The organism is Psychrobacter sp. P11G3 (assembly GCF_001435845.1).
In the GTDB taxonomy this organism is placed as follows: domain Bacteria; phylum Pseudomonadota; class Gammaproteobacteria; order Pseudomonadales; family Moraxellaceae; genus Psychrobacter.
The window spans coordinates 1,312,262-1,325,062 of record NZ_CM003596.1 but is presented as its reverse complement, the minus strand read 5'-3'; the positions used below and the strand labels follow the sequence as shown (position 1 = coordinate 1,325,062).

Annotated in this window: 13 protein-coding genes; 3 read left to right on the top strand and 10 right to left on the bottom strand. The window is 43.9% G+C overall.

The window, feature by feature from the left end:
• Positions 1-98: 98 nt before the first annotated feature.
• The 8 genes from AK824_RS05475 to AK824_RS05440 form a co-directional block, all read right to left on the bottom strand.
• A complete protein-coding gene (locus AK824_RS05475; RefSeq protein WP_227511209.1) occupies positions 99-500 on the bottom strand; it encodes a DUF4870 family protein in 402 nt (133 codons plus the stop codon).
• A 224-nt stretch (positions 501-724) separates the two neighbouring features.
• Positions 725-1,294, bottom strand: coding sequence for a type II secretion system protein GspM (gene gspM / locus AK824_RS05470; RefSeq protein ID WP_057759510.1), 570 nt, complete (start codon positions 1,292-1,294; stop codon positions 725-727).
• Between the two features lie 32 nt (positions 1,295-1,326).
• Complete coding sequence (gspL, locus tag AK824_RS05465) at positions 1,327-2,598, bottom strand: type II secretion system protein GspL (RefSeq protein ID WP_057759508.1); 1,272 nt, start codon at positions 2,596-2,598, stop codon at positions 1,327-1,329.
• 190 nt (positions 2,599-2,788) lie between these two features.
• Positions 2,789-3,247 carry a SixA phosphatase family protein gene (locus tag AK824_RS05460; RefSeq protein WP_057759506.1) on the bottom strand — a complete coding sequence of 153 codons (459 nt, stop codon included), beginning with the start codon at positions 3,245-3,247 and terminating at the stop codon, positions 2,789-2,791.
• Positions 3,248-3,304: 57 nt separating this feature from the next.
• Positions 3,305-4,603 carry an NAD(P)H-dependent glycerol-3-phosphate dehydrogenase gene (locus AK824_RS05455; RefSeq protein ID WP_057759504.1) on the bottom strand — a complete coding sequence of 433 codons (1,299 nt, stop codon included), beginning with the start codon at positions 4,601-4,603 and terminating at the stop codon, positions 3,305-3,307.
• 126 nt (positions 4,604-4,729) lie between these two features.
• Positions 4,730-5,398 (bottom strand): nitroreductase family protein, encoded by a 669-nt coding sequence (locus tag AK824_RS05450; protein ID WP_057759502.1) that lies wholly within the window; start codon positions 5,396-5,398, stop codon positions 4,730-4,732.
• A 121-nt stretch (positions 5,399-5,519) separates the two neighbouring features.
• Positions 5,520-6,620 carry a cell division protein ZapE gene (gene zapE / locus AK824_RS05445; RefSeq protein WP_057759500.1) on the bottom strand — a complete coding sequence of 367 codons (1,101 nt, stop codon included), beginning with the start codon at positions 6,618-6,620 and terminating at the stop codon, positions 5,520-5,522.
• Between the two features lie 133 nt (positions 6,621-6,753).
• On the bottom strand, positions 6,754-7,413 hold the full coding sequence (locus AK824_RS05440; RefSeq protein WP_057759498.1) for an alpha/beta hydrolase: 660 nt from the start codon (positions 7,411-7,413) through the stop codon (positions 6,754-6,756).
• 302 nt (positions 7,414-7,715) lie between these two features.
• Between AK824_RS05440 and AK824_RS05435 the strand changes: the two genes are divergently transcribed.
• The 3 genes from AK824_RS05435 (at position 7,716) to xseB (ending at position 10,291) form a co-directional block, all read left to right on the top strand.
• Positions 7,716-8,084, top strand: coding sequence for a hypothetical protein (locus tag AK824_RS05435; RefSeq protein WP_057759496.1), 369 nt, complete (start codon positions 7,716-7,718; stop codon positions 8,082-8,084).
• A 370-nt stretch (positions 8,085-8,454) separates the two neighbouring features.
• Positions 8,455-9,987 carry an exodeoxyribonuclease VII large subunit gene (gene xseA, locus AK824_RS05430; RefSeq protein ID WP_057759494.1) on the top strand — a complete coding sequence of 511 codons (1,533 nt, stop codon included), beginning with the start codon at positions 8,455-8,457 and terminating at the stop codon, positions 9,985-9,987.
• Positions 9,988-10,045: 58 nt separating this feature from the next.
• The gene (xseB, locus tag AK824_RS05425; RefSeq protein WP_057759493.1) at positions 10,046-10,291 is read left to right on the top strand and encodes an exodeoxyribonuclease VII small subunit; all 246 of its coding nucleotides are present in this window, start codon (positions 10,046-10,048) and stop codon (positions 10,289-10,291) included.
• Between the two features lie 94 nt (positions 10,292-10,385).
• On the opposite strand, the gene pncB is transcribed toward xseB, so the two are convergent.
• A complete protein-coding gene (gene pncB / locus AK824_RS05420; RefSeq protein ID WP_057759491.1) occupies positions 10,386-11,612 on the bottom strand; it encodes a nicotinate phosphoribosyltransferase in 1,227 nt (408 codons plus the stop codon).
• A 272-nt stretch (positions 11,613-11,884) separates the two neighbouring features.
• Positions 11,885-12,796, bottom strand: a complete 912-nt coding sequence (locus AK824_RS05415) for an ATP-binding cassette domain-containing protein (protein ID WP_057759489.1) — start codon at positions 12,794-12,796, stop codon at positions 11,885-11,887.
• Positions 12,797-12,801: the final 5 nt, after the last annotated feature.

The following is a 12,801-nucleotide window of genomic DNA, read 5'->3' as shown; positions in this document are numbered from 1 at the left end:
ACATTTAAGCAGTAACCAATACTGATGAGTCTCTGCTACATAACAGTGAATTGTCGTTTTCTAAGCTAAAGACATAGCACAAAGGTACTTTTAAAAATCTACGGTACTGGACGCCCATCAGTCAACGCAATCCAACCACGTATAATGCGATATAAATGCCAGATGAAGGTAAAGGTCATAATCAGTAAACCAAGCCCAGCCAGTAATATAGAGCCAATAGCGATATTGCCACTATCCGCCAATACGCTAACGCCAAAGCCGCCTAGCGCAAAGGTAATCAAAATGATGCCAATGACGAACCAAACGATACTGTACCAAAAAGTCTTAATTTGCCAATCGAAATGCGTGGCTAACCATGAACCATTAGCATCATGGCGCTTGGCATAATTCATGACAATCGGCACAATCCACAGTAAACCCGCAGTAAAGTAGCTGATCACATAGAAGAAATAAGTGATGTGATTATAAGTAATTAACGAACGGCGCTTATCGTTGCTCATACTGTCCCGCATTATGTGAGGTTTTCCTTACTAGTAATATTTTTGTTCGATAGTCATATGATTAACTATTTAATGGAGCCGGATAAATGGCTTTTCAATGATACCAACGATAAAGCTGTATTCTGCTGTCTAATATCGAGTGTCGAGTACTAAGCATACAGTGATATAAGTATCTAAAATTTCTGACATAAGCATCTAAAATATTTATCACAAAATGATGCATTTTAAGAAGTGACCGTTGCTTGTACCTGAATAGATTTATTGGTCAGGTCTTGCTGCATAGATAACTGTGTAAATTGCCAGCCTTGCTGTTCAAGCTTACCCAGTGCAGTGCTGACGACCGCTTGACTAGGATGCGTAAAGCTCAATTGCACTGCATCGCCAGTCGAAACCACCTGAGCATCTGCTATACCTGAGTTATTGAGCAGCGCATTGATACGACTAGCAGGCGGCATATCAACCTCTCCAGTAGCGTTATTCCCAGAATTCAATGCACTACTATCAATATTACCTGCTTGAGCACGCAACCAAAAATAATCCGCCACTTGCTCCTGATAGTCGTCTTTACTATCGCTTGCTGCTTGATGAACGCTATAGCCACCATAGCCGCCTATAAACAACAGTAAAAATATAGACAATATAGCTAATGCGAGTTGATCACGGGGAGGTAATGCTTGCCAGCGCGTCGTTAGTACATTCTGATAATTATTCATACGCTCTGACAATACATGAGCCTTAGTACTGGTTGCAGAAACAGCTGCATTACGTTTGGTACGGCGTTGTAATCGTTTCATGTTTTGACCTTTATTACCAATACCTTGATGAGTTACGACGCTGCCGCATTGCTTGCCATGTCGCTGTTTTCTGCAATATTATTTTCTATCACATTAACAGTGACTTGACCACTAAACTGACCTTGCTCATTACTATTCACTTGCGCAAGTTTGGCATTCAAGCCTTGCGCCACCAGTGTGCTTGTGAATTTATCAAGACTACTACGATCTGGGGCAATCAAGGTAAAGCTGAGCGCTGATGGCTGCATTACTAGCGACTGTGCATGCAATGAGGACTGTTTAATTAATGGTGATATGCGTGACAGTGCGGCCATATGCGATGCAGGCGCTTGGCTATCGCTACGCAGTTTTGGTTGCAGCTGTACTTGCAGTTTGGTGCGCGTACTCAGTGGCTCATCAGCAAACCAAGACTGATATTGTGCCGCAATTGCAGTCTTGGTTGCTGCGGTCGCTTCATTATACTTATACCACTGCACACCATCGGTTGCCATTTGCAGCACTAACGCTGATAGCGCAACCATCATTGCCACTCGCAAATATGGTGATAATTGTGAGTCAGTAGATTTCATAAAGAAATTAAGCGCGTGACGTTCGGGACTGTCAATTGGCTTAGGTACTGTAGACAGGGTCCTCAGCAATAGCTGATGATCAGCGATCAGCGCTTTAGTTTGCGCCACTAAATCCGTGGATGATGATGAACCTAGTGAGTCAAGCGATGCGTCAACAAGTGCCTCAATAGACGGCAGTACCATTACCTCACTCAAATGCGGGAAACGCTCAAACATTAGCGGTAAATAGCTAACGGCCATACCCTGACGCAATGACTGTCGCAATAGCATAGTCTGCGAATCTTGATAAAGGGTCACTTGTTGACCTGCGCCCTCTTCTGGCGGTGGCAACAACAAAAAATCTGGCAGTAACGCTACTATATTCATACCGGCTAGCTGCGCGCTTTGTTGCCATGATTCAATGTCGTTTTGTGCCAGTGCGTACAGTTGCGTCGTATCAGCATGGCTCAATTGACGGATGTTCAATTGCTCAATAGGCGTTAATGACGTTTCTTCAAATAAGTACTGCTTGCCGCTATTACCAAGCTGTTTAAGCTGAGCAGCATTGAGCGCCGTATCCACTTGCAATGCATGACTTGAGGGAAAATATAGACAAAGCGTCTTTTGGCTATTGGACTTATAATTACCATAGATTGTTTGCAGCTGTTGCCAACCATCAACCATTTGCCATTGCTGTACATCTTCGTGCCAGACAGCTAGCGGGCTATGCTGCGCTCGTAACCAAACATGTAACACTAAACGTGTCCTCAATTATTGCTGCGGTTATCAAAATATCGTTAATGATTAATGCGGTTTTTGAAAGAGCTGAATGACTTCATACAATTAATAAGCGGCATGCTTCGCACAAATACCATTTTAAATCCGTCATATCTAATCAATTCTGCTCTAGCAAATCGTTTCTAAGCAAAATATTAGAATGTCTAGTCTAATAAGGCTGGTCAGGAACAAATCGATCAACTTCCGTTGCCATGCCAGTCATCACAAACTCCATTTCAAACACTCTGGCTTCCGCTAGAGAGAACGACTCTGGATAATCGCCTGTCAGCAATCCCGCGATATAGGCGACGATAGACATATGACAAACAACGACCAAACACTCAGCTTCAATATTGGCAATATCTATCAGAGCTTGGCGCGCATCATCCGAGGGCGTGATATTGTCCTGCACAGATGATAGTACTTGCGGCGCTTGTGACTGGAACGCAGATAAAGTCTGCTGCGCTCTCGTATAAGGGCTGACCACAAAACGATCTGGGCTATAGTGAGTGGTCACATACTCTGCCGTTTGCGCTGCTTGCTGCTGACCAAAGTCCGTCAGCTGACGCGCGCTATCTGGACGTGTCTCATCTTCTGCTTGACCATGACGTACTAATATAATTTTCATAACCTTCCTTGGAGCGCTGAGTTCGACTTTCTTAATACTGATTTTTAATGGTGTGTCTTACTTATCAGCATCGCCATCTTTGCTTTTGCTATTGCTATTGCTACCAGAGGTTTTCATATGAGCCGTAAGCGCAGCATTGCTATGATCATGCGCCATGACAAACTCAACATCGCTACGGAACCCAGCTTCCATTAGATGTAGCGCAACACCTAAAGCAGCCTTGTCCTCATAAATGACCGCATAGAGCGCATGGGTAATTGGCATATAGATACCCGCTTTGGTCGCCTTTTCATGTACTTGCTGAATGGTATTTACCCCTTCAGCAGTTTGGCCAAGCTTTTTGACCGCGGCATCAATGCTCATACCACGACCGAGCATATTACCGATACGATAGTTACGACTTAGCTCTGAGCTACAAGTAGCATATAAATCGCCTACGCCAGATAAGCCCAAGAAAGTGAGAGGATTGGCGCCTTCTTCAACACCAAAACGACTCATTTCTGCCAAAGCACGAGTAAGAATCATCGCCTTCGTATTCTCACCTACTTCATAAGCTGCCGCCATACCCATGGCAATTGCGTAGATGTTTTTTAGCGCGCCGCCAAGCTCGACGCCGCGTATATCATCACTAGCAAATACTCTAAAGAAAGCACTATGTAACGCTGCTTGCACGGCATGACGTAACGGTTCCGATTCACTTGCGATAACCGTGGCAGACGGCATATTTTTCATGATTTCGATAGCAAGGTTCGGCCCTGACATGACGCCAAAGTTCACTTCTGGCAGCACTTCTTTGATGATATCGCTCATCATAGCAAAGGTGTCTTTTTCCATACCTTTGGTCAACGATACAATGGACTGACCACTGATAAAAGGTGCGATGTTTTTTAGCGTTTCACGAAAGGCCAAACCTGGCACAGCGATAAAAATAATGTCTTTATCTTTGACGCTTGCCGCCAAATCATGGCTGTATTTCAGTCGGTCATCAAGCTTATAGCCCGGTAGATACTTTTTATTGGTCTGTGTTTTCGCCATCGCTTTTACGGTACGCTTATTACGTACCCACAGCGTGGTATCACAGCCATTACGTGCGGCTAAATTTGCCATTGCCGTACCGAAGCTACCACCACCTAAAAACGCCAAACGCAGCTTGGTTGGATTGCTATGAATGTCGGCCATATCCTTTGCCACAGCTGATTCAACAGGGCTAGGATTTGACTTTTTACGGCCGAGACCTGACTTGGTTGCTCGCTCAAGAATACCTGCAAGCATACCGTTCTGCTTTTCAGACGACTCTTTATCCGTCTCATTATTAGCACTGGTGTTGTTTTTATTACTATTGTTAGGGCTTGTCATGTTCTTTTATCCGTGTTGACTGACGTATTATCAATAGAATCTATCGGGCTCAGCTACTGGCCTTATTATCTTTGAATTACAACTTTGTGCAATTATAATCTTATAAATAGACAGTACTGAGCTACATTACGACTCGAAGCGAACTAGCGGTTCGATATCAATAGGTTTGCGTTTGGATTCATCCTTGGGACTTGTGCCAGTATAAACAAAAGCGGTCACATAATCATCTGCGCCTACGCCGAAATACGCTTTTACCGCAGGCTCATTACATAGCAGCCCAGTGCGCCAAACGGTACTAAATCCTTGAGCTTTTAATGCCAAGATTAGATTTTGTACAGCAGCGCCCGCACTTAGCATCTGCTCAAAAGGTGGCACTTTTTTGTGTTCTTGCATTTGAGTTACAGCCGTTATGATCAACGGCGCTCGCAATGGCATATTTTGAGTCTTAATGATTGTTTTCTCAGACAACTCTTCGCCATCTTGTAGCGCTTTTGCTTGGGCAGCTTCGAGCAAGGCACGGCCCAATTCATGGCGCGCCTCACCTTGCGTCACGATAAACCGCCACGGACGCAATTTCTTATGATCTGGCGCAGTTGCCGCACATTCAATGGCAGACTCAATCTGCGCACGCGTCGGTGCTGGCTCATCTAGATTGCCCATGCTGCGTCTTGAATTGATCCAACCTATCAGCTCGTCACTGGTAGATAAGATATCATTCGCTGCTACGTTCTTCACAGACAGTTTTTTGTCTTCTACCTCTTGGCTTTCATTATTAGCATTGTCAGTTGTAGTCATTGTTTTATCCTTATTTATTATTATCTATCACTACTTATTATTTATAATATCATTTTCTTATTTTTTAACCGCTATAGAGCAGTTGAGAGCTACACATAGGCAGTCTCAACTAAGCAATAAACTATGCAACATCTTCGACTCGGTGGTCCATGCGTAGATAGTCCTCTGACTGCATCTCAAGCAGACGTGAGCGAGTACGCTCAATCTCAAACGCCAACTTCTCTCCTTGGTACAAGTCTAGAATCGGCTGCTCTGCCCGTACCAATAGTTTTACACGGCGATCATAAAATTCATCGACGAGATAAATAAAACGGCGCGTTGGATCACGCAAGTCGTCATCTAATGCTGGTACAGAGTCAACTAAAACGGTGCTAAATCGTTTGGCAAGCTCAATAAAATCGGCGGCTGATCGCGGCGCCATACAGAGATGACGGAAGTCACAGAATAAGATATCTTCGGTACAAGCGTTGATTTTTACTTCTCGTCCATTGATAGTAATGGGCTCTTTACTGATTTTCTGATTATTCGACAAGCTCGCAAAACGGTTGGCTAACCAATGATAGTTCGCCTTAGTAAGCGGCGCTTCGTATAGCTCAGCTTGCTGCAATACGCGCAGACGATAATCAATCCCAGAGTCGATATTCATTACCGTCGTATGACGCTCAACTTCCGCAATGGCAGGCATAAAACGGTCACGATGTAAGCCATCTTTATACAATCCAGCTGGCTCAATGTTTGAGGTAGCAACCAAAGTTATACCGCGATTGAACAGCATAGTGAACAAATCGCCCAATATCATGGCATCAGAAACATTAGAAACAAAAAACTCGTCAAAACAGATGATAACCGCTTCTTTATAAATAATATCGGCGACTTTTTCGAGTGGATCGCTCTCACCTTGTAGTTTGTTAAGCTCTCTATGGACACGCTGCATAAAATGATGAAAATGCAGACGCATTTTGCGCTCGATGGTCAACGAGTCATAAAACATGTCCATCATCCAAGTTTTCCCGCGGCCGACACCGCCCCACATATAAAGACCCGTTGGCGCGACTGGCTTAGATTTTAAAAAGCCAAAAAACCCTTTCTTTTGCGGTGCGCTATTGATGAGCTGATGGTATATCTCATCAAGATAGCTCATGGCCTGAAATTGCTGCTCATCCCGAGTAAACTCATCTGTACTGACGGCTTTCTCGTAACGTTGCAATGGAGATAAACTCATAATACGACTCATCGTTGGATTAAATAAATATCAAAATAGTAGGATAATTTAGCATAATACTGGTGCTACCAAGCAAGCCATGCTAAACCATATCAAAGCAGAAGCTATCAAGCTCAGCTAGGTAACAAATAAATTAGCTGTCCTGCCCAAAGCTATGCTTGTCTAATAAACCTTTGAGCTCTGATAAGCGACCATGGAAGAAATGACCCGCGCCATCGACCACGCTGACTTCAATGCCTAATCGGTCTGCAAATGCCTGCATATTATCAGGTTCAATCACTTCATCCGCATTACCATAAATCTCAAAAATTCTATCCGCAGGCAGACTAATATCAGTACTGTCGTTTTTTTCGACTGATGGTGCGATCAGGGCAATTTTCGTTACTTCAAAGTCACCCAGTCCCCATATATGTGCAGCTTCAAGCACTTGCTCAGCCACGCGTGCCGTGACATAACCACCAAAAGAAAAGCCACCCAGCCATAGCTTTCGAGCATTGGTTTGTTCAGCAATCCATTGTAGCACGGTCATTGCATCGACCACTTCACCTTCCGCATAATCATGCTCGCCTGTCGATTGACCAACACTGCGAAAGTTAAAGCGCACCACATGCATACCATTATCACGGGCAAAGCGATACATGGTGGTGACCACTTTGTTATTCATCGTACCATCAAACAACGGATTGGGATGGCACAGCAGCGCCACCGTGTCTGTATTTGGATCATTAGGATTGTCATTTTGCCACAGTGCGTCAACCTCGAGCACGCCAGCAGGAGCAGGAATTAATTGCATAGTATTACTTATTAATAAAAAATGAATGGCTCAATTATCCTAGATACAATTTATATTTCAAGTGATTTGCTGTGTACGGATGCGACTTGTTTTATTTTTGGTCAATAACGGTTGGCTACAGTTTTGCAATATTGCTGTTCTCAAGATATTGAACCCGTTTATATCTAGGGCAAGGTTCATCGGCAATATACCCGTAATACAGCACACAATAACTGTCTAGACAGGTAATCTCTAGATAAGCTACATTCATAAAGCTTTGCCTATAGCTAAGACATTCTGCTTATATAAATCAGGAATTATTTATGAATACTTTTAATAAAACTGCTAGCTTGACGGCTACATTAGTGGCTGCAATTGCTTTAAGCGCCTGTCAGAGTACGCCTTCTTCACCAGTTATCCAACGTGCCAACTCTATCTATGAGACAACAGGTATCGCTGATACCAAAGTTAAGGCACAACAAAATGCGATCGATAATGCTCAAAAAACTTGTCGAAGCAAGCAAGTGATTATCGTTGATGATAATGTAAAGTATAATGGTATCTTAAACGAACGCACTGGCCGTATGGTTGGTCAAGTAGGTGCTGTCGTCGGCTCAATATTTGGCACGGGTACACCAGATTTGTCACGTAGCGATGATTACGAATACACCATTAACTTCCGTTGCCAATAAATATCGTCAATACCATATAAATCAGATACAGTGTCAGGCTCACTCAATCTGCTATTTGTAGCACTTTCGCTTGCCTTCCTTGTATCTGGATTATCTTGGATCGACTATATCTAGCTAGAAATATCCATCTACTTTTCTCTACACGACGACCTCTTTTAAACAGAAACAGGTTTACAATCCAATCGCTAACATTAATTGACATACAATTCTTCTCTGATTAAACAGCCAACAAACTGCGATATAGATAATATATCAATCAAAGCTTGTTGGCTTCGCTTTTTGTGCTCTTCTTTTTAAGTTAAACTATCCGCTATCGTATTCAGCACATCCTCGTCAGTCTTTATATTTTCATTATCTTTGGTCTAATATTATGCGCAAACCCAATCTTTCAAATATTAAACAGGCCAAAGTATTAGCACCTGCCAAAGATTTGGCCACTCTAGAGGCGGAACTCGCTGAGCAGGAAGACCATCTAGAGGATACCGTCCTACGCCTAAGTGATTATTTATCAGCGGTTGAAATGGTCATCAAACAAACTTTTGACCACCGTGTCTGGGTAAAAGCTGAAATCCGCAATCTGTCGAGTAAAGGTGGTCATTACTACTTTGAACTGGCCGAAAAAGACGACGATGGCAAAGTGGTCGCCAGCTGCCGTGGCAATCTCTGGCGTTTCAAAGCTGCTCGTGTATTAGCTAAGTTTGAACGTGCAACTGGCATGCCGCTTGAGCGTGATTTGACCGTACTCCTCAAAGTATCGGCAGGCTTCCATGCCCAGTACGGCTTTTCAATCACCATTGAAGATATTGATCCCAGCTATACGCTAGGCGACTTGGCACGGCAATATGCAGAAATGGTCGATCGCTTAACAGGTGAAGGATTATTACATCTCAATCAGCAGTTACCCGCTCCTTTTGATATCGAACATGTGCTGGTCGTCGCTCCTGAAAAGGCGGCCGGATTGGGTGATTTTCAAGCAGATGCCGATCGCTTAGCCAGTACAGGTGCGTGTCAGTTCCACTACCATAATGCGACTTTTCAAGGCAATCATGCGCCTGCTGAAATCCGCCAAGCCATCGTTAGCGCCCAGCAGCAGTTTTACGATATTTATCAGCGTCTACCAGACTTGTTGGTCATTATTCGCGGCGGCGGTGCGGTTGGTGATTTGGCTTATCTCAATGATTATGAGCTGGCCGCTTTGGTTGCTGAGCAGCCTGTCCCTGTCTGGGTGGGTATCGGTCATGAGCGTGACAAAGTCATCTTAGATGAAGTGGCACATACCAGTTTTGACACCCCCTCAAAGGTAATCGCTGCTATCCATAGCCACTTGGCCCAGCTCGTCACTCAGACGCTACAACATCAGGCACAAATCAAGCAAGCGGCTCAGCGTCAATTGAATATTGCTGAGCAACAAACCGCACGCCAGTTAAGCCAAATACAGTCGCAAACGGTTGGGCAGCTCACCGCTCTACGAAAGGACAGTGACTATGCATGGCGCAGTATTCAACAAAGTGCCCAGCGCCAAGTCAAGCAAGCAGTCAGACTGACGGCTGAGCGATACACACAAATGCAAACCTTAGCGCATCAAAAGCTCGCAAAAGCCGCGACTAATAGCAAAAGTTATCAAGAATCAATCATGCAAAACGCACAGCAGCAAATTGTGCAAGCACAGCGTGATAGCGAACATCTACGTGATATTGTGCTATTACATCGACCGTCTCGCGTGCTCAAGCAAGGATACACCATGCTCACGGATGCTCAAAACAAGCAGACGCTCACTAGTAGCAGCCAACTCTATCCTGAGCAAACTGTCAATATCATTTTAAAAGATGGCAACGCAAAAGCGCAGATTCTCGATGTCACTATGGATAAAGAAGCGACAGAAACCTCAGGCGCTCCAACTTAACCACATAATAATATCTACAGATTACTCATCTACTTACCTTTAAAAATTAGGAAATTTTATGACAACCCCTACTCGCCGACGCAAAAAAGCCGCCCCAAAAACCTTTAAGGCGGCTTACGATATCTTAAAAACCAATGCGGCGGAACTGCAGCAACAGGACGAGCCTGATATTGATAATCTGATGACAACGGTTGAAGAGTCTATTGCCGCTTATCGCGTTTGCGAGACTCGTATCAATGCTGTACAGCAAGCATTGGATGTGGCCTTTGCCGAAGAAAAATCTACCAGCAGTGTTGATGGTTAAACGAAAAACAGCCACTAGATAGCAGCTGTTTGGTCAAGCCAAGCGTATCAATCTCATTTGGCACATTTGGCAACGCAACAGTTTGATATTCGGTTTACTCTGGTTCGTCAACCTCAAAGACTTGGCGCAGATAGGCAAGATACGTGTCGTTATTTATCATAGTCTTGCCTGGGCTATCAGACAGCTTGGCGACTGGCTGACCATTGCACTCTACCAACTTGAGTACGATATTAATCGGTGTAATGCCCATATCATTGGTTAGATTGGTGCCAATACCAAAGCTAGTTCTAATGCGACCTTTAAAGTATTGATGCAGCTCCCACGCCTTCTCTAAATTTAACCCATCGCTAAAGGTCAAAATCTTGGTTTTTGGATCTATTTTTAACTTTTCATAATGGGCAATTGCCTTGTCGCCCCAGATATAAGGGTCGCCGCTATCATGACGCAGACCGTCGAATAGCTTAGCAAAATATAAATCAAAATCACGTAAGAACGCATCCATTCCAACCACATCTGTCAATGCAATACCCAAGTCGCCACGATACTCATGCACCCACGCTTCAAGCGCGGCCTTTTGTGAGTCACGCAGACGCACATCTAATGCCTGAAACGCCTGCATAAACTCATGCGCCATGGTGCCTATTGGTGTCATTCCTAACTGCTTGGCCAAATACACGTTAGACGTACCACCGACTATCTTTGGCTCGGCTTTATGTAGCGTCTCCACTACATGTGCCTGCCAGCGTCGACTAAAGCGTCTACGCGTGCCAAAATCCGCAACAATAAATGGCGGCGTCTCCTGACCGTACTGAGTTTGCTTTTCGGCATACTGATGTAATAGCGCTACTTTTGCATCGAGGCGACGTTGCCCTTCTTCTATCACGCTGTCATTAGATAAAGCATTAAAATACAGCTCATTGACGATAGCTAGTACAAATACTTCAAAGAACATCGCTTGAATCATCGGCCCTTCGATGTCGATAAACAGGCGACCCTTATCGTCTGTATTTACCGTAATAAAACGACGTTTTAGCTTAAATAACTCTAGATAATCAACGAAATCTGAGCGAATAAAGCGTAAGCTACGTAAGTACTCTAGCTCGTCTGGTAAAAAGCGCAATTCGCATAAGCTGTCTAGTTGCTGCTCTAGATCTTTTTGGATATCAGCCAATGGGTAGGCTGCATCTTTGTTATTACGGCAGCGAAAGCGATAAACACCATGGGTTTGCGGGAACTGATGCAACATGGCTTGTAACATCGTAAATTTGTACAAATCATTATCAAGCAATGAAGTAATAATAGGTGCATAAGAAACGGTCATGCTATGGCCTTAAAAGTGCAAAATAAGAAACAAACGTCATTTGATAGACAAAGCGACATCATATGTGGACGATAAACAATACACGCTCATTCATTATGAGCCATCGATAAACCGTTCAGTATAACGAAGTTTGGTATTTATTTCAGAGTTCACTTTTGATTGCAGCAAAATGATAGTGAAGTGCCAGCAAAATGATTGCGATTATTTAAACCATTTATAAAAACATCGTATAAGTCTATCCAGACAACCTATTCATAGATGGTTAACACGGCTTACGCTTTTGCACTCATAAACTGCTCCACATAATCATCAGCAGGATTATGCCGCAACTCGCTTGGCGTCCCCGTTTGTATGAGTCGACCGCCATTTAGCATACTGATACGCTGACCTACTTTGACAGCTTCATCGATATCATGGGTAATAAATACAATGGTCTTGTTCAATCGCTCTTGTAATTCGAGTAGTTGGTCTTGCAGCTGAGCGCGAATAAGCGGATCAAGTGCAGAGAACGCTTCATCCATTAGCAAAATTGGATTGTTCGTTGCTAAAGCACGAGCTAGCCCGACGCGCTGCTGCATACCCCCTGATAGCTCATCAGGGTAGCTGTTTTCCAGATTTGATAGCCCTACTTCATTCAGCCAGTGTCGAGCCGTTTCATTTCGCTCGTTTGCACTCATTTTTCGGACACGCAGACCATAAGCGACGTTTTGTATGACTGTCATGTGCGGCACTAAGCCGAAATGCTGAAAAACCATACTGACTGTCTGCTGACGATAATGCTGCAACTGCTTGTCGTTGAGCGCTAAAATATTAATAGCCGTAGCAGAACCCTCTTCTACTACCGTACTCATATTATCTGTCGCTGATTGCCTATCAGTCGTTGTATGAGTCGCATATTCTCTATTCAGAGCAGTATCTACCCATATCTCGCCACTGGTTGGATCTATCAAGCGGTTAATATGGCGTATCAGCGTTGACTTGCCAGAGCCCGATAGACCCATGATGCAATGCAACTCGCCTGCCTTGATATCTAGATTGATATCATAAAGACCAACTGAATAGCCCGTTTGCTCTTTTACCTTGATGCTATCCATACCCTCAGCCAGCAATGCCAATGCAGACTGTGCTTGCGTACTACTGGCATTATAAATCTTACTGATATTTTTTAGTTGAATATGATTCATCGGTG